Origin of the sequence: Jannaschia marina (assembly GCF_013404595.1) — a bacterium.
GTDB lineage: Bacteria > Pseudomonadota > Alphaproteobacteria > Rhodobacterales > Rhodobacteraceae > Jannaschia > Jannaschia marina.
Genome location: NZ_JABVAX010000007.1, coordinates 92,169 through 108,682, shown reverse-complemented (window position 1 = coordinate 108,682; position 16,514 = coordinate 92,169). Strand labels below are relative to the sequence as shown.

The window sequence follows — 16,514 nt, the reverse complement described above, 5'->3', positions numbered from 1 at the left end:
GTCGGGACGATCGGATCTTGCCGGCCCGGTGCCGCGGTCCGTCGCGCCGCGCGGCGTTTCCCTCCCGGAGGTGGGGTGGCATCCCGAGCGACTGGTCATTTGCGCGCGCGCGGCCTAGCTAGGGCGCGACCGGAGAAGGGAGGGTCCGATGGCGCAGGCGGGGCAGAAGGATGCCCATGGATTGATCCTCGACGCGATCGACCGGGGCGACTTTCGCCCCGGCGACCGGTTGGTCGAGAGCGAACTGGCGGAGCGGTTCGGCGTCTCGCGGACGCCGGTGCGCGAGGCATTGCAACGCCTCGAGACCCAGTCGGTTCTGGTGCGAGACGGACGCTCGCTGATCGTCGCGACGCTGAGCCACGACCAGATGGCGGAGCTGTATGCCGTCCGCACCGAACTCGAGGCGCTGGCGGCGCGGCTTGCCGCGCAGCATGCGGCGCGCGAGGAGATCCGCGTGCTGCGGCGCATGGTCGACGAGGACCGCGCCTATCTCGGCGACGCGCGCGCGTTGTCGCGGGCCAACCGGCGCTTCCACGGGCAGATCCACCTCGCCTCTCACAACCGCTACCTCGTACAGCAGCTCGGAATGGTGCATCGCTCGATGGCGCTTATGGCGACGACTTCGCTCGCGGCGGAGGGGCGCGGCGAGACGGCGCTCGCCGAGCATCTGGCGATCGTCGAGGCGATCGAGGCACGTGACGGCGATGCCGCGGCCGAGGCGCTGCGCCGGCATCTGAGCGAGGCGTTCGAGACGCGCCTGCGCGAGGAGGCGCTGCGGATCTAGCCGCGCTGGCCGATGTGGCCGACCGGATCGACGTCGACGGTCTGCGCGGCGGTCTCCAGGTGCGAGAAGTCGGAGCCATCGGTGCCGCCGAAGGTGCCGTGCGTCGTCTTGTCCCAGTGGAACGGACGGAAGACGATCTCGGCCAGCGCCTTCATCACCGCGAGTGTGGCGAGCCAGAAATACGCTTCCATCAGAGGGATCCAGGGGCGCAGGGGGCGGTGGTGCGGGGTCGCGCAGCCGAACCAGGAAATCACCATCGAGGTCAGCGTGCCGCCGATCAGGAGACCTGCCAGGACGGCCGGGCTCTCGCCGGGCAGCCAATCGAGGACGGGGTGATGGAGGCCGAAGAGGATCACGGCTGTCGACCACAGAAAGGGCATGAGCAGCGCATTGAGGACCGAGCCCATGAAGAGCAGGTGAAAGCCGATCCAGCGCCGGGGCCCGAGTTCGCGCAGCAGCTTGAGCGGCCGGCGGCTGTGCACGGCCCAGGTCAGCACATAGCCCTTGATCCAGCGGGAGCGCTGCTTGATCCAGGCGAGCGGATGGGCGTTCGCCTCCTCCAGGGTCGTCGTGCGGATGATCTCGGTGCGGTAGCCGAGCCGCGCGAGGCGTATGCCCAGATCTGCGTCCTCGGTGACGTTGTGGGCATCCCAGCCGCCGATACGGTCGAGGGCCTTGCGCCGGAAGAAGAGCGTCGTCCCGCCAAGGGGAACCGCGAGACCGAGGCGGGAGAGGCCGGGCAGGACCAGACGGAACCAGGTCGCGTATTCGATGGTGAAGCAGCGCGACATGATGTTGCGCGTCGGATTGTAGTAGTCGAGCAGTCCCTGCAGGCAGGCGACGTCCTCCGGCACCTCTTGGAAACGCCGGGCGACGCGCATGATCTGGTCGGGCGCGGGCGCGTCCTCGGCGTCGTAGATGCCGACGATCTCGCCGCGGGCGAAGTTGAGTGCGTAGTTCATCGCACGCGGCTTGGTGCGCGGAGAGCCGTCGGGCACCGTGATGACGCGCATCGTCGCCGGCAGCCGGGCCTTTTCGAGCGCGTTGCGCGTGACGAAGTCATCCGCCTCGACCACGAGGCAGATGTCGAGGAGCTCCTTCGGGTAGTCGAGGCGCGAGAGACGATGGGTCAGTGACGCGGCGATCTCCGGCTCGCGGTGCAGGGGTACGAGCAGCGAGACGGACGGCAACTTCGCGGCCGCGCCTTCGGGGGGCGGGGATTTCGTCGGGGTACGACGGGCCGCGAGCAGGGCCGCGATGCGCAGACCGAGGTTCGAGCACATGACGAGGAGGCCGAGCGCCGTGGCGATCTTGAGGAAGGTGAGCGGCGCGGCGATCGCCGCGACGATCAGGAGCGCCGGCAGGAGCGCGAGCGGGTTGAGAAGGCCACTCGGGTGCCAGCTGCGGCAACTCATCGGTTTCGGCACCTCGCATTCGGCGGCGCGCGCGAGGGTCTTGCCATGGATCTCGGTCAGGCGATCGTCGAAGGCGGCGTCGGTCACGACCGAGAAGAGGCAGGGGCCGAGGAGCGGTGGGAGCAGGTCCGCGAGCGTGTCGATCGCCTCGGGCCGGGCCGTCGCAACAAGCGTCAGGCTGCCGACCTTGCGCCAGGGGATCGCGCGAAAGAAGACGGACATGTCGAGCGGCATCCTGCGCGCGAGCGCATCCGCCGCCGCGTCGCCGCGCGGCGCGGGACCGGCGCGACCGATGCCGCGTTGCCGGGCGAGCGCGTCGGCCAGCGTCTCGGCATCCACGATCTCGCCCCGTAGGAGCACGTCACCGAGCCGCGCGGACATACGCCGTTGCAGGGTGAGCGCATGGGCGAGGTCGGACCCGCTGATCGCGCCCATATCGAGAAGAACTTCCCCGAGCTTGGGGCGCATTCGCGCCGGAGTGCCGACCGAGGAAGCCTCCGGCTCGGGCGCGGTCTTGCGACGATCCTCCCGCGCCTTCCAGAGGCCCTTGCGCGTGGCGGCTCTGTCCTCGGGGTCGGGAACGGGGGAACGGAAAGCCGCAAGCGAAGACATGGCATACTCGGTAAAGGTACGCACCACCCTTGCCTGTCATTTCTTAATTGCCGGTTAACACCCGGACAACTCAGGCCTTCGCGGCCTCCATCGCGGCTGCGAATTCGTCGAAGAGATAGGCGCTGTCGTGGGGGCCGGGGCTCGCTTCGGGGTGATACTGCACCGAGAAGACCGGCCTGCCCGAGAGACGGATGCCGCAATTCGAGCCGTCGAAGAGCGACACATGCGTCTCCTCGACACCTTCGGGGAGGCTTTGTGCGTCGACGGTGAAGCCGTGGTTCATCGAGGTGATCTCCACCTTGCCGTCGGCACGCCGCTGCACGGGATGGTTCGCCCCGTGGTGGCCGTGATTCATCTTCACGGTCTTCGCGCCGAGCGCCATGGCGAGCATCTGGTGGCCGAGACAGATCCCGAAGACAGGCAGGCCCGTGTCGACCATGTCGCGGATCATCGGGACGGCGTATTCGCCGGTCGCCGCCGGATCGCCCGGGCCATTCGACAGGAAGACGCCGTCGGGGTTCAGCGCCTTCACGTCCTCGGCCGTCGCCGTCGCGGGCAGAACGGTCACGTCGCAGCCGACCGAGGCAAGCGAGCGCAGGATATTGCGCTTGGCCCCGTAGTCGATGGCGACGACCTTGTGCCGTGGCGCGTCCTGCGTGCCGTATCCGTCGGGCCAGGCCCATTTCGTCTGGTCCCAGCGGTAGGACTGCGCGCAGGTCACGTCCCGGGCGAGATCCATGCCTTCGAGGCCCTTGAAGGCGCGGGCCTGGGCCACGAGCGCCTCGATGTCGAAGTTGCCCTCGGGGTCGTGGGCGAGGGCCACATGGGGGGCGCCCTGCTGCCGGATGGCGCGGGTGAGCCGGCGGGTGTCGACGCCGCCGATCCCGATGCGGCCGCGCGCGGCGAGCCAGCTTTCGAGATCCTGCACGGCGCGCCAGTTCGACGGATCGGTCGGATCCCACTTGACGACCATGCCTGCGGCGACCGGTTCCGCGGTCTCGTCGTCCTCGGGGGTGACCCCGGTGTTGCCGATATGCGGGAAGGTGAAGGTGACGACCTGTCCGGCATAGGACGGGTCCGTCATGATCTCCTGGTAGCCGGTCATCGCGGTGTTGAAGCAGAGTTCGGCGACGGAGACACCCGTGGCCCCGAACCCGCGGCCCATGAAGATCGTCCCGTCGGCAAGGGCGAGGCAGGCGGTCGGCGTCTGGGGCATGGGGCGCTCCGGCAGGTGATTTGGCAAACTTTCGGGGTCATACGGAGCGCGGCCGAGGCGGTCAACACCGGCGCGGCCCCCGAACGGTGACGTTTCGGCAGGCGCGCGCGCCTGCGGCCGAGAAGGGTTTGCGGCACTGCCCGGCATCGGCTAGGGCTGATCCCTTAGGAAACAGTCCGGGGAAGACGGATGGACCTGCGGGAACGGCTCAACGCACGCCTCAAGGAGGCGATGCGCGAGAAGGACACGCGGCGCGTGGGCACGCTGCGCCTCATCAACGCGGCTTTGAAGGATCAGGACATCGCGCTGCGGGCCGACGGGCGCACCGTGGGCGATGCCGAGGCCACGGCGACAATGGCCAAGATGGTCAAGCAGCGGCAGGAATCGGCCCGCGCCTATGAGGAGGCCGGGCGGCTCGAACTGGCCGAGGCCGAGACCGAGGAAATCGAGATCATCGAGGAGTTCTTGCCCAAACGCCTGTCGGACGAGGAGGTCGCGGCGGCGATCGACGCGGCCGTGGCGGAGACGGGCGCGAGCTCGGTGCGCGACATGGGCAAGGTCATGGGCGTGCTGAAGTCGAAGTACACCGGGCAGATGGATTTCGGCGCGGTCGGGCCGTCGGTGCGCGACCGCCTGAACGCGGGCTGAAGCGCGGGTCTATTCGATCCGCAGGCGCGACACGGCAAGCGTGTCGTAGCGTCGGCCCTCGATCACGCTGTCGACCGTCACCTCGATCCACTCCACGCCCTCGAAGCCGGCGAGCGTCCAGCTCTGCTCGCGCCGGTTGTCGCGCACGACGATGACGCGCGAGTGGCCGTTCGACCCGCGCAGGGTGATGCCTTCCAGCCGTGCGTTGCGGCGAAAGGCCTTCTCGTCGCTGTTGTCGCCGTTCACGATCGTGAGTTGCTGCGCCGAGATGGGGCGGGCGAATTCGAAGAGAAGGCGAGAGCCGGCCCCGGCCCCGGGGTCCTGCTCGGTCCAGGGGGCGCGGCGGTCGCCGTCGGTCAGCCGGGCCACGTGATCGACCGCCACGGCCGAGGAGGCGCAGAGCCGACCGCGCAGGCCCCCCTTCGGGAGCGGGGCGCAGACAGCCTGACCGGGCAGTTCTGGCCTGCGGGTTTCGGCGATCACGTCGGTGGCGCGGCTCGGTGCTTCCGACGCGGCTTCGTCGCGCTGCCGGATCGACTGCGGGCTGTCGGCATCCGGGGCCGGTGCGGTGGCCACGGGCAGGGCGAGCCCGGCGCGGCCCGCTGAGCGATGCCACCCCTCGGATACGGCTGCAAGACGTTGTCCTCGCCCCGGATGCGAGGCCGACGCCTCGGCGCTGAAGTCATGCCAGAGGCGCTGCGCATCCTCGAGGTCGGCCCCGAGCGCGTGCAGCACGAAGCCGGCGTATTCGTCCGCCTCCAGCTCGGTCGCCGGGCGCGAGCCGCCGGGCAGGATGGTGTGGCCCATGAGATGGTGCCCGATTTCATGGGCGATCACCGCATAGAGCGGCCAGCGGTCGTCGGTCGGCAGATCCTTGAACTGCCGCACCCAGAGCGGGTTGAAGCCGATCCAGCGTTCCTGGTCCTCGAGGTAGGCGGCGGCGTTGTAGACGTCCATCGTCTCTTCGATCTTGAACGTGTTGCGCAGCCCCGTCACGGCCATGATCTCCGAAGCCATGACGAAGACCTCCTGCTCGCTCAGGCGCCGTTCGGTCTCGGAGATCGGTGCGGTCTCGGTTCGTTCCCCGGCGGTGCATCCACCCATGCCGCAGCTGTCCTGCGCCAAGGCGGCGGGAGGGATGGTCGCAAGGGGAAGGAGGACGAAGAGCGCGGAGCGGAACAGGTATCGCATCGTTAACCGGAGACGTTTCGTTGCAATCGACGCGAAGCCTAGGACGAGGCCGCGGCCCGTTGCAATGCCTTGAACCGCCGTCGGCGGACGGGCATCTAGAGCGAAACATTTGGGAGACATCCATGGCGCTGCCCGTTCGGCAACAGATGATCTACTGGGGCCTCGTCGCCGCGGCCTTCCTTGTGCTGTTGTGGTATCTCGGGCCGATCCTGCTCCCGTTCATCGTGGGGGCGGCCATCGCCTACATCCTAGACCCGCTGGCCGATCGGCTGGAACTGATGGGCCTGCCGCGGGCGGCGGCCACGTCGGTGATTACCCTCGTTGGCGTTCTGATCCTCGTGATCGCGGTGGCGGTGCTCATTCCGCTTCTGGTGCAACAAACGAATGCGCTCGTGCGGGTGGCTCCGGAATACTTCGCCGCGTTGCGGTCCACGCTGACCGCGCGGTTCCCCGAGATAGTGGCCGAAGGCGGGATCGTGCAGACCGGGTTGGCCGACCTTGCCGAGCTCATCCGGTCGCGCGGGGGGCAGCTGGCGCAGCAGGCGCTGACCTACGTCTTCGGCGTGGTAAACGCCGTCGTCTTCATCGTGGTCGTGCCGGTCGTGGCCTTCTATCTCCTCCTCGATTGGGACAACATGGTCGCGCGCATCGACGATCTGCTGCCGCGCGACCACGTGGGCCGCATCCGCCGCATCGCCGCCGAGATCGACGCGACGCTCGCGAGCTTCGTGCGCGGGCAGCTGACCGTCTGCCTGATCCTCGGGACGTTCTATTCCGCCGGCCTGATGCTCGTCGGGCTCCAGTTCGGTCTCGTGGTCGGGGCGATCGCCGGGCTCATCACCTTCATTCCCTACGTCGGTGCGCTCGTCGGAGGGGGGCTCGCCATCGGGCTGGCGCTCTTCCAGTTCTGGGGCGACTGGACGGCGATCGGCCTCGTCGCCGCGATCTTCGCGGCCGGGCAGTTCCTCGAAGGCAACGTGCTCACGCCGAAGCTCGTGGGCGAAAGCGTCGGGCTGCACCCCGTCTGGCTCCTGCTGGCGCTCTCGGCCTTCGGGTCGATCTACGGTTTCGTCGGGATGCTCGTCGCTGTCCCCGTGGCTGCCGCGCTGGGCGTCGTGACGCGGCACGTCGTCGCCGAATACAAGGACAGCATGCTCTACCGGGGGCGCGAGCGCGGCACGCTCCTGCCCGAAGAGACCGAGCCGGCGGACGACGCCTGATCCGATGACACAGCTTTCGATCGACCTGCCGCGCCTCGATGCGCAGGGGCGCGACGACTTCATGGTCTCGACTTCGAACGCGACGGCCGTGGCCCTGGTCGACCGCTTCCCGGACTGGCCCGACGGCCGCCTCGCCCTCGTCGGGCCGGAGGGGGCGGGCAAGTCGCATCTGGTGGCCGTCTGGGCCGGGGAAACCGGCGCGCGTGTCGTGTCGGCCGCGACCCTCGACGCGGCGGAGGTGGCGGCGCTGGCGGAGGGCCCGCTCGCGGTCGAGGACGTGGACCGCGTCGCGGGGGATGCCGTAGCCGAGGAGGCGCTCTTTCACCTCTGGAACGCCGCGGCACAGGCGGGGCGGGGACTTCTGCTGACGGGGCGGGGGCAGCCGTCGGACTGGCCCGTGAAGCTCCCCGATCTGCGCAGCCGCCTCGCCTCGCTCACGCCGGCGACGCTGGGCGACCCGGACGACATGCTGCTGTCGGTCGTCCTCCTGAAGCTCTTCGCGGATCGGCAGCTGCAGGTGAAGCCCGCGCTCCTTGGCTACCTGCTGCCGCGGATGGAGCGCAGCTTCGTCGCCGCGCGCGGCATGGTCGCCCGGCTCGATGCCGAGTCGCTCGCGCGCGGCGTTCCGATCAACCAGGGGTTGGCGCGTGCCGTCCTCGAGGCGGAGCAGGGCACCGCCGACTGACCCCCGCCTGCTGGACCTTTGTCGGGGCGGGTCATAGGCTGTCATCCTCCCGATACAGATGGCCCCTAGATCCCTCCCATGATGCTCGACCTCTCCGCGCCGCCGCCCGCCGACTTCCTCAACGCCCCGCTGCCTGCCGCCGTGGAGCTGGACGAGGAGCGCCGGACGAGCCCCAAGCGGTTCTTCAACCGGGAGCGGAGCTGGCTGGCTTTCAACTGGCGCGTCCTCGAAGAGGCGGAGAACCCGCGCGTGCCGATGCTGGAGCGGCTTCGGTTCCTGTCGATCTCGGCCGCGAACCTCGACGAATTCTACACCGTCCGCGTCGCCGGCCTGCGCGAGCTGGCGCGCGCGGGCAACCGCACCCCGGCCGCCGACGGGCGCACCCCGGCCGAGCAACTCGCCATGATCGACGAGGACGCCGTGCGCCTCCTCGCCCACCAGCAGCAGGTCTGGAAGGCGCTGCGCAAGGAGATGGAGGGCGTCGGACTGCGGCTTCTGCGGGCGCAGGACCTCTCGAAGGCGGAGCGCGCGCAGATGCAGGCGCATTTCCTCAACGACGTCTTCCCCATCGTCTCGCCGCTGGCCATCGACCCGGCGCATCCCTTTCCCTTCATCCCGAACGAGGGCTTCGCCGTCGCCGTCGAGCTGCAGCGCCGCGCCGACCACCGGACGCTGCGCGCGCTCCTGCCCGTGCCGGCGCAGATCGCGCGGTTCATCCGGCTCACGGGGGACGAGACGGCGGAGGGACCGATCCGCTTCCTGCCGCTGGAAGAACTGCTCCTGCTGCAGATCGAACAACTCTTCCCCGGCTACACGCTCAAGGGCCACTGCGCCTTTCGCGTGCTGCGCGACAGCGATCTCGAGGTCGAGGAAGAGGCCGAGGATCTCGTGCGCGAGTTCGAGACCGCGCTGAAGCGCCGCCGGCGGGGCGATGTGATCCGCCTGAAGATGACGGCCCATGCGCCCGAGGGCCTGCGCCGCGAGATCATCGAGGAAACCGGCGTCGACGAGCACGAGGTCATCGAGGTCGACGGGCTGATCGGGCTCGCCTCGCTCAAGGAACTCGTCGTGGGCGACCGCAAGGATCTGCTCTGGCCGAGCTTCACGCCGCGCGTTCCCGAGCGGGTGCAGGACCACGGCGGCGACATGTTCGCCGCGATCCGGCAGAAGGACATGCTCCTGCACCACCCCTACGAGACCTTCGACATGGTCGTCCGCTTCCTGACTCAGGCGGCGAACGACCCGAATGTCGTGGCGATCAAGCAGACGCTCTACCGCACGTCCCGCGACAGCCCGATCGTCGCCGCGCTCTGCGAGGCGGCGGAGGCGGGCAAGACGGTGACCGCGCTCGTGGAACTCAAGGCGCGCTTCGACGAGGCCGCCAACATCCGCCAGTCGCGGCGGCTGGAGCGGGCCGGTGCGCATGTCGTCTACGGCTTCACCCACATGAAGACCCACGCCAAGATCTCGACCGTCGTGCGCCGCGAGGGCGACAAGCTCGTCACCTACACCCACTTCGGAACGGGCAACTACCACCCGATGACCGCGCGGATCTACACCGACCTGTCGCTCTTCACCTGCTCCACCGCGCTCGGACGCGACGCGACCAAGGTGTTCAACTACATCTCCGGCTACGCACCGCCCGAGGGGCTCGACAGCCTGTCGATCTCGCCCATCGACCTCAAGGAGCATCTGCTTGCGTCCATCGCGGCTGAGGTGGAGCACGCGCGGGCTGGGCGACCGGCGATGATCTGGGCCAAGATGAACTCGCTGATCGAGCCGGACGTCATCGATGCGCTCTATGCCGCAAGCCAGGCGGGCGTCCGCATCGACCTCGTGATCCGGGGTATCTGCGGGCTCAGACCCGGGGTCGTCGGCCTGTCGGAGAACATCCGCGTCAAATCGGTGGTCGGCCGGTTCCTGGAGCATTCGCGCATCGTCTGTTTCGGCAACGGCCACGGCCTGCCGTCGAAGAAGGCACGGGTCTACATCTCGTCGGCCGACTGGATGGGCCGCAACCTGAACCGCCGGGTCGAGACCCTGGTGGAATGCGTGAACCCGACCGTGAAGGCGCAGATCGTCAGCCAGATCATGGCCGCGAACCTGGCCGACGTGGCGCAGAGCTGGGTGCTCGGCCCCGAGGGCGACTGGATCCGCCCCGACCTCAACGGCATCGACAACCCCTTCAGCTGCCACCGCTTCTTCATGGAGAACCCATCGCTCTCGGGCCGAGGATCGGCGGGCGCGAAGGACGTGCCGGAGCTGACCCACAGCAGCGACTGACGGCGTTGACCCCCCGCGGGGGGGATGCCACACCTTTCGGCAACAAGTTGCCGGGGAACAGCGCCGCATGATCAGCAAAGCGATCGACGCCGAGGAGTTCGGGCCCTTCGGCGCGCCGCTCTTCGACGGGCCGGAGGCGCGGGCGCTGCGCCGGGTCGGCGTGATCGACGTGGGCTCCAACTCGGTCCGGCTCGTGGTGTTCGACGGGGCCGCGCGCTCGCCGGCCTATTTCTTCAACGAGAAGATCCTCTGCGGTCTGGGCGCGGGCCTCTCTGAGACCGGACGTCTCAACGCCGAGGGTCGGGTGCGCGCTCTCGACGCGCTCCGGCGCTTCTCGATCCTGGCGCGGGGCATGGAGGTCAATTCGCTCACCGCCGTCGCCACCGCCGCCGTGCGCGAGGCCGAGGACGGCCCGGCTTTCGAGGCCGAGGTGATGGAGCGGACGGGCCTGAAGCTCTGGGTCATCGACGGTGCGGAGGAGGCCCGGCTCTCGGGGCAGGGGGTGCTGCTCGGTTGGCCCGAGGCGCAGGGGCTCATGTGCGACATCGGTGGCTCCTCGATGGAGTTCGCGGTGCTCGACGGCGGCGCGGTCGGGGCGACCGTCTCGGGCAAGCTCGGGCCGCTCAAGCTGCAGGCCGTGAAGGGCAAGGGCGCGCGCCGCAAGGAGATCGACGCCGGGATCGGACGTATGACCGAAACCCTCGGCCAAGCCCGCTTCGACCGGCTCTATCTCGTCGGTGGCAGCTGGCGCGCGATCGCCCGTGTCGACATGGAGCGGCGCGGCTACCCGCTCCACGTGCTGCACGAGTACAAGATGACCCCGAAGGACCTGCGCGCGACGCTGGAATTCATCGCGGATGAGGATCTGGAGGATCTGCGCCTGCGGACCTCGACCTCCATGGCGCGCATGTCGCTCGTGCCGATGGCCTGCGAGGTGCTGGACCGGGTGGTCAAGACGGTAAAGCCGAAGGAGATCGCGATCTCCAGCTATGGCATCCGCGAGGGGCTCCTCTACGAGCAGATGCCCGAGGTGCTGCGCGCCCGCGATCCGTTGATCGAGAGCTGTCGCGCCTCCGAGGCGGCGTCGGCGCGGCTGCCGGGCTTCGGGCGGGTGCTCTACAAGTTCATCCAGCCGCTCTTTGCCCGCGAGAAGGATCGCCGTCGACGTCTGATCCGGGCCTGTTGCCTTCTCCACGACGTCAGCTGGCGGGCCCATCCCGACTACCGCGCGGAAATCTGCTTCGACAACGCGACCCGGGCCAACCTCGGCGGGCTGACCCATTCCGAGCGGGTCTATCTCGGTCTCGCGCTCCTGCACCGCTACCGCAACAAGCGCGAGGGCACCCCCTTCGAGCGGCTCGCGCCGCTTCTCGACGAGGCGGATACACTGCAGGCGGAAGTCGCGGGCAAGGCCATGCGCTTCGGGGCGATGTTCTCGGCGCAGGATCCGTCGCTCATGGGGCGGCTGAAGCTCTATCCCAAGAAGGCGGAGCTGGAATTGTCGCTGCCCAAGGGCGACGGGGAGGCGCTCTTCGGCGAGGTCGCCGAGGCCCGGTTCAAATCGCTGGCGAGCAGCCTGAACTGCGCGCCGAAGGTGAAGGTCGTGCGGCCCTAGCGGCGGCAGGGCGGGCCGGGGGCGAGCCCCCGGACCCCCGGAGTATTTCTGGCAGGAAGAGGCACGCGCCGGGGTGGGGCTCGATCCGGTGATCTTCGGGCCGCCGCCCGATGGGCGGGATCGTGCGGGCGCGTCTTGCCCCCGTGCGCGCCCGTTGGTAGCGCTCTGCAACCCTGACGCCCGCCCGGAGCCCGCCCATGCGCCTCAGCCGCTACTTCCTGCCTGTTCTCAAGGAAACGCCCGCCGAGGCTCAGATCGTCAGCCACCGCCTGATGCTGCGGGCCGGCATGATCAAGCAGTCGTCGGCGGGCATCTACTCGTGGTTGCCGCTCGGCTACCGCGTGCTCCGGCGTATCGAACAGATCGTGCATGAGGAGCAGCAGCGCGCGGGCCACATTCCGATGCTGATGCCGACGCTGCAGCCCGCGGATCTCTGGAAGGAATCGGGGCGCTACGATGCCTACGGCCCCGAGATGCTGCGCATCCGCGACCGGCAGGACCGTGACATGCTCTACGGACCGACGAACGAGGAGATGATTACCGACATCTTCCGGTCGCACGTATCGTCCTACAAGGATCTGCCGCTGACGCTCTATCATATCCAGTGGAAGTTCCGGGACGAGATGCGGCCGCGCTTCGGCGTGATGCGGGGTCGCGAATTCCTGATGAAGGACGGGTATAATTTCGACCTGACCAAGGAAGATGCGCTGCACGCCTACAACCGTCATCTCGTCAGCTACCTGCGCAGCTACGAGCGCATGGGCCTGCAGGCGATCCCGATGCGCGCCGACGGCGGACCGATCGGCGGCGACTATACCCACGAGTTCCTCGTGCTGGCCGAGACCGGCGAGAGCGAGGTCTTCTACGACGCGGAGGTCGCCGACCTGAGCTTCGGCGACCGGGACATCGACTACGACGACGTTGCCGACTGCCAAGGCATCCTCGAGGAGTTCACCTCCCGCTATGCCCGCACCGACGAGACCCACGACGAGGCCGTCTTTGCCCAGGTGCCCGAAGAGCGGCGCCGCTCCGCCCGGGGCATCGAAGTCGGCCAGATCTTCTATTTCGGCACCAAGTACTCGGAGCCGCTCGGGGCCACCGTGCAGGGCCCCGACGGCAAGCCCGTACCCGTCCACATGGGGTCCCACGGGATCGGGGTGAGCCGCCTGCTGGGCGCGATCATCGAAGCGAGCCACGACGACAAGGGCATCATCTGGCCCGAGGGCGTGACGCCCTTCAACGTCGGGATCGTGAACCTCAAGCAGGGCGACGTCGCGACGGATTCGGCCTGCGAGGGGCTCTATCGTGCGCTCGCCGCACAGGGGCTTTCGGCGCTCTACGACGACCGCAAGGAGCGGGCGGGCGCGAAGTTCGCGACGATGGACCTGATCGGCCTGCCCTGGCGCATCACCGTCGGCCCGCGGGGCCTCGGCAACGGCGTGGTCGAGCTGACCTCGCGGCGCACCGGCGAGAGCGAGGAGATGTCCGCGGAAGCCGCCGTCGCGCGGGTGAAGGACATCTACGCGGCCCACCTCTAACCTTTGGAGCCGCAGGCGCGGCAGACCGGAGAGATGATGTTCAAACGGTTCGAATGGATGATCGCCTGGCGCTACCTGCGCGCGCGCCGCTCCGAAGGGGGCATCAGCGTGATGACCTGGATCAGCCTGATCGGGATCGCGCTGGCCGTCTTTGCGCTCATCGCGACGCTCGCCGTACGCTCGGGCTTCCGCCACGAGTTTGTGGGCACCATCGTCGGCGCGAACCCCCATGTGACGGTCTACTCCTACGGGGAGACGCTACCCGACGGCCGCCAGACCCGCACCATCACAGAGTTCGACGCCCTCTCAGAGCGACTGGCCTCGGTACCGGGTGTCGTCTCCACCATGCCGGTGGTCGAGGGGCAGGTCATGGCGACCGCGAATGGGCGCAACGCGGGCGTCCAGGTGCTGGGCGTCACGGGCGAGGATCTGCGTGCCGTCGATCTCGTGGCGAACCCCGAGGAGAGCGCCGGGGCGCTAGACGATTTCGAGAACGGTATCGCCCTCGGCGCGGTGCTCGCGCGCGACCTGGGGGTGACGGCGGGTGACAAGGTGCGCCTCATCTCGCCCGACGGGCAGCGCACGCCGATGGGGACGAGCCCGCGCATCAAGGTCTACGAGGTGGCCTACGTCTTCCGCGTGGGCCGCTACGACATCGACCGCATCCGCGTCTACATGCCCTTCGAGGAGGCGCAGCTCTTCTTCAACCGGCAGGGCGTCGCCGATCAGGTGCATGTCGTCACGGAGGACCCGGAGGGGGTGGAGGCGCTTTCGCCCGCGCTCGCGGCTGCGGCGGGCGAGAACGCCTATCTCTTTACCTGGCGAGACAACGCCGGGGCCTTTTTGCGCGCCCTCAAGATGGAGGACAACATCATGTTCGTCATCCTCTCGATCCTCGTGCTGATCGCCACGCTCAACATCACCTCGGGCCTCGTGATGCTGGTCAAGAACAAGGGCCGCGACATCGGCATCCTGCGCACGATGGGTCTGAGCGAGGGGACGATCCTGCGCGTCTTCTTCCTCTGCGGGGCGTCCATCGGCGTGGTGGGCACGGTGATCGGCGTGGTGCTGGGGTGCCTCTTCGCGATCTACATCGACCCGATCTTCAGCTTCGTGAACTGGATCGCGGGTGGTGGCGTCTGGGACCCGTCGATCCGCTTCATCTCGGCCCTGCCGGCGCGTCTGGAGCTGGCCGACGTGCTCTCGGCGGTCGTGCTGTCGCTGACGCTCTCGTTCCTCGTGACGATCTTCCCCGCGCGGCGGGCCGCCCGGATGAACCCAGTGGAGGCCCTGCGCTATGAGTGACGCGCTGCGCCTGAGTGGCATCGAGAAGGGCTACAACCTCGGACAGCCGAACGAGATCCGGGTGCTGAACGGGGTGGACCTTGCCGTGCCGGCGGGGCAGGTGACGGCGCTCGTGGCCCCCTCGGGCGCGGGCAAGTCGACGCTCCTGCATATCGCCGGCCTCCTCGATACGCCGGACGCGGGCCGCGTGACCATGGCGGGCGACGACCTGACGGGGCAGTCCGACCGCGCCCGGACGCGGGCCCGCCGGGAGCGGGTGGGCTTCGTCTATCAGTTCCACCACCTCCTGCCGGAGTTCACGGCCGCCGAGAACATCGTGCTGCCGCAACTGGCCAATGGTGTCGCCCCGGCCGCGGCCCGCGCCCGTGCGGAGGATCTGCTCGGGCGCGTCGGGCTCGATCACAGGCTCGACCATCGCCCGGCCGAGATGTCGGGGGGCGAGCAGCAGCGCACCGCCTTCTGCCGTGCGCTTGCCAACGGGCCGAGCCTGCTCCTGGCCGATGAGCCGACCGGCAACCTCGATCCGGGGACCTCGGACACTGTGTTCGATGCGCTGATGGCGCTCGTGCGCGAGACGGGGATGGCCGCGCTCATCGCGACGCATAACCTCGACCTTGCCGCACGGATGGACCGGACGGTGCGGCTCGAACAGGGGAAGCTGGTCTAAGCCGCCGGCGTCCGATGAGGACGGACATGACGGGACGGGAGAGCGGCGAAGAGGCCTCAACCCCTCAGATGCGCCGCGATCCGGTCGTAGAGATCGGCGCGAAGCGGCGCGTCCTCCATCAGCGCCTCGTGACGGGCCCCATCGAGGATTTCGAGCCGTCCGCGCGGCCACGACCCCATCCGCACGTGGATCGCATCGGGCGAGACGATGGCCTCCTCGGTGCCGAGAAGGGTGAGCGCCGGCAGGTCGGGGGCGGGCAGGCGGGCACAGGCGTGCATCTCGCGCAGCGCGGCCCAGAGCCAGCCGAGCGACGGGCCGCCGAGCGCGAGATCCGGATGGGTCGCGATCTGCCGCTTCATCCAGGCGAACATTTCCGCGTCGCGGGTCAGGAGGTTGCCCTCGAACGGCGCGCCGGCCGGGTCGGCGACCTTGCCGGAGTTCGGCGTGAGGCGTTCGCCGAAGCCGAAGGTGGAGCCGAGGAAGCTCAGCCCCCAGGCGACGGCCCGGCGATGCGGCTCCACCTGCAGGCCCCACATCGGGGCGGAGAACACCGCCCGCTCGAAGGCGGACAGCCGCATCGTCGCCCGAAGCGCGATGAGCCCGCCCATGGAGTGGCCGAGGATGTGCCATGGGCGCGGCAGATCAAGATTCGCGCAAAGCGCGAGGGCCGCATCAACGTCGTTCTGAAACTCTTTGAAACCGTTGACATGGCCAACGCGCCGGTCGTGGTGGGGACGCGGCGAAAGGCCTTGCCCGCGAAAGTCGATCGCCACCGTGGCGAACCCTCGGGCGGCGAGATGCCGGGCGGCGTCGGAGTACTTCTCGATGTACTCGGTGCGGCCGGGGCAAAGGAGCACCGTGCCCGTCGTCCCCTCGGTCCAGGCGGCAACACGGATGCGGACGCCGTCGGCGGTCGTGGCCCAGAATGCACGCGCCGCCGGTGGGCCGGCGGCGACGTCTGCGTGATAGGGAGCGTCGGCGAGGGCCGTCATGCCGGTTCGCTCAGGAGAGCGAGGCCCCGAGCTTCATGGCCTGGCCCATGTCGCCGTCGACCGAGAGCTTGCCGGTCATGAAGGCGGCGGTCGGGTTCACGTCGCCGTCGAGGATGCCGCGGAAGGTTTCCGCATCGGCGGTCATGGTGCAGTCGGCCTCTTCGTCGCCGGCGCGCACGCCGTCCGAATCGACCATGATCGCGCCTTCGCCCTCGATCACGAACTTGACGCTGCCGTCGAAGGTGCCAATCTTCGAGGAAAGCTGCGTGACGGCTTCGCTGATGATGTCGCTCATGTTCATCCTTTGAATACTGATCGCCGGAACGGCGGATGGGGTTCCCGA

The 16,514-nt window shown here is 68.8% G+C and carries 14 protein-coding genes; 9 read left to right on the top strand and 5 right to left on the bottom strand.

Annotated elements, in window-relative coordinates; all coding sequences use genetic code 11:
- The first annotated feature begins 148 nt into the window (after positions 1-148).
- A complete protein-coding gene (locus HSX43_RS13095; protein ID WP_179380591.1) occupies positions 149-784 on the top strand; it encodes a GntR family transcriptional regulator in 636 nt (211 codons plus the stop codon).
- Here the strand turns inward: HSX43_RS13095 and HSX43_RS13090 are convergent.
- A complete protein-coding gene (locus HSX43_RS13090) occupies positions 781-2,811 on the bottom strand; it encodes a glycosyltransferase family 2 protein (RefSeq protein WP_179380590.1) in 2,031 nt (676 codons plus the stop codon). The genes HSX43_RS13095 and HSX43_RS13090 overlap by 4 nt on opposite strands.
- 70 nt (positions 2,812-2,881) lie before the next feature.
- Complete coding sequence (gene carA, locus HSX43_RS13085) at positions 2,882-4,027, bottom strand: glutamine-hydrolyzing carbamoyl-phosphate synthase small subunit (RefSeq protein ID WP_179380589.1); 1,146 nt, start codon at positions 4,025-4,027, stop codon at positions 2,882-2,884.
- A 189-nt stretch (positions 4,028-4,216) separates the two neighbouring features.
- Here carA and HSX43_RS13080 point away from each other — a divergent pair, with 189 nt between their 5' ends.
- A complete protein-coding gene (locus HSX43_RS13080) occupies positions 4,217-4,675 on the top strand; it encodes a GatB/YqeY domain-containing protein (protein WP_179380588.1) in 459 nt (152 codons plus the stop codon).
- Between the two features lie 9 nt (positions 4,676-4,684).
- Here the strand turns inward: HSX43_RS13080 and HSX43_RS13075 are convergent, their stop codons facing one another.
- Entirely contained in the window at positions 4,685-5,866 is a 1,182-nt protein-coding gene (locus HSX43_RS13075) for an NADase-type glycan-binding domain-containing protein (protein ID WP_179380587.1), read from the bottom strand.
- Positions 5,867-5,988: 122 nt separating this feature from the next.
- On the opposite strand from HSX43_RS13075, the gene HSX43_RS13070 reads away from it, so the two are divergent.
- The 7 genes from HSX43_RS13070 (at position 5,989) to HSX43_RS13040 (ending at position 15,179) form a co-directional block, all read left to right on the top strand.
- Positions 5,989-7,086 carry an AI-2E family transporter gene (locus HSX43_RS13070; protein ID WP_179380586.1) on the top strand — a complete coding sequence of 366 codons (1,098 nt, stop codon included), beginning with the start codon at positions 5,989-5,991 and terminating at the stop codon, positions 7,084-7,086.
- Between the two features lie 4 nt (positions 7,087-7,090).
- Positions 7,091-7,771 carry a P-loop NTPase family protein gene (locus HSX43_RS13065; protein WP_179380585.1) on the top strand — a complete coding sequence of 227 codons (681 nt, stop codon included), beginning with the start codon at positions 7,091-7,093 and terminating at the stop codon, positions 7,769-7,771.
- A gap of 81 nt (positions 7,772-7,852) precedes the next feature.
- Positions 7,853-10,054 carry an RNA degradosome polyphosphate kinase gene (locus tag HSX43_RS13060; protein WP_179380584.1) on the top strand — a complete coding sequence of 734 codons (2,202 nt, stop codon included), beginning with the start codon at positions 7,853-7,855 and terminating at the stop codon, positions 10,052-10,054.
- A 67-nt stretch (positions 10,055-10,121) separates the two neighbouring features.
- Positions 10,122-11,669, top strand: coding sequence for a Ppx/GppA family phosphatase (locus HSX43_RS13055; protein ID WP_179380583.1), 1,548 nt, complete (start codon positions 10,122-10,124; stop codon positions 11,667-11,669).
- A gap of 197 nt (positions 11,670-11,866) precedes the next feature.
- Positions 11,867-13,207: a proline--tRNA ligase gene (gene proS, locus HSX43_RS13050; protein WP_179380582.1), complete on the top strand. Its 1,341-nt coding sequence runs from the start codon at positions 11,867-11,869 to the stop codon at positions 13,205-13,207.
- Between the two features lie 36 nt (positions 13,208-13,243).
- Positions 13,244-14,512 (top strand): lipoprotein-releasing ABC transporter permease subunit, encoded by a 1,269-nt coding sequence (locus tag HSX43_RS13045; RefSeq protein ID WP_235962648.1) that lies wholly within the window; start codon positions 13,244-13,246, stop codon positions 14,510-14,512.
- Complete coding sequence (locus HSX43_RS13040; protein ID WP_179380580.1) at positions 14,505-15,179, top strand: ABC transporter ATP-binding protein; 675 nt, start codon at positions 14,505-14,507, stop codon at positions 15,177-15,179. The genes HSX43_RS13045 and HSX43_RS13040 overlap by 8 nt, the downstream gene beginning before the upstream one ends.
- A gap of 56 nt (positions 15,180-15,235) precedes the next feature.
- Here HSX43_RS13040 and HSX43_RS13035 read toward each other — a convergent pair whose 3' ends face one another.
- Both HSX43_RS13035 and HSX43_RS13030 read right to left on the bottom strand, forming a co-directional pair.
- Complete coding sequence (locus HSX43_RS13035; RefSeq protein ID WP_179380579.1) at positions 15,236-16,171, bottom strand: alpha/beta fold hydrolase; 936 nt, start codon at positions 16,169-16,171, stop codon at positions 15,236-15,238.
- Positions 16,172-16,181: 10 nt separating this feature from the next.
- Positions 16,182-16,466 carry an SCP2 sterol-binding domain-containing protein gene (locus HSX43_RS13030; RefSeq protein ID WP_179380578.1) on the bottom strand — a complete coding sequence of 95 codons (285 nt, stop codon included), beginning with the start codon at positions 16,464-16,466 and terminating at the stop codon, positions 16,182-16,184.
- Between the last annotated feature and the right edge of the window lie 48 nt (positions 16,467-16,514).

Coding starts and splice junctions, on each gene's coding strand:
- HSX43_RS13095 (WP_179380591.1), top strand. CDS start 149: ATGGCGCAGGCGGGGCAGAAGGATGCCCATGGATTGATCCTCGACGCG.
- HSX43_RS13090 (WP_179380590.1), bottom strand. CDS start 2,811: ATGTCTTCGCTTGCGGCTTTCCGTTCCCCCGTTCCCGACCCCGAGGAC.
- HSX43_RS13065 (WP_179380585.1), top strand. CDS start 7,091: ATGACACAGCTTTCGATCGACCTGCCGCGCCTCGATGCGCAGGGGCGC.
- HSX43_RS13045 (WP_235962648.1), top strand. CDS start 13,244: ATGTTCAAACGGTTCGAATGGATGATCGCCTGGCGCTACCTGCGCGCG.
- proS (WP_179380582.1), top strand. CDS start 11,867: ATGCGCCTCAGCCGCTACTTCCTGCCTGTTCTCAAGGAAACGCCCGCC.
- HSX43_RS13030 (WP_179380578.1), bottom strand. CDS start 16,466: ATGAGCGACATCATCAGCGAAGCCGTCACGCAGCTTTCCTCGAAGATT.
- HSX43_RS13060 (WP_179380584.1), top strand. CDS start 7,853: ATGCTCGACCTCTCCGCGCCGCCGCCCGCCGACTTCCTCAACGCCCCG.
- HSX43_RS13040 (WP_179380580.1), top strand. CDS start 14,505: ATGAGTGACGCGCTGCGCCTGAGTGGCATCGAGAAGGGCTACAACCTC.
- HSX43_RS13055 (WP_179380583.1), top strand. CDS start 10,122: ATGATCAGCAAAGCGATCGACGCCGAGGAGTTCGGGCCCTTCGGCGCG.
- HSX43_RS13080 (WP_179380588.1), top strand. CDS start 4,217: ATGGACCTGCGGGAACGGCTCAACGCACGCCTCAAGGAGGCGATGCGC.
- carA (WP_179380589.1), bottom strand. CDS start 4,027: ATGCCCCAGACGCCGACCGCCTGCCTCGCCCTTGCCGACGGGACGATC.
- HSX43_RS13075 (WP_179380587.1), bottom strand. CDS start 5,866: ATGCGATACCTGTTCCGCTCCGCGCTCTTCGTCCTCCTTCCCCTTGCG.
- HSX43_RS13070 (WP_179380586.1), top strand. CDS start 5,989: ATGGCGCTGCCCGTTCGGCAACAGATGATCTACTGGGGCCTCGTCGCC.
- HSX43_RS13035 (WP_179380579.1), bottom strand. CDS start 16,171: ATGACGGCCCTCGCCGACGCTCCCTATCACGCAGACGTCGCCGCCGGC.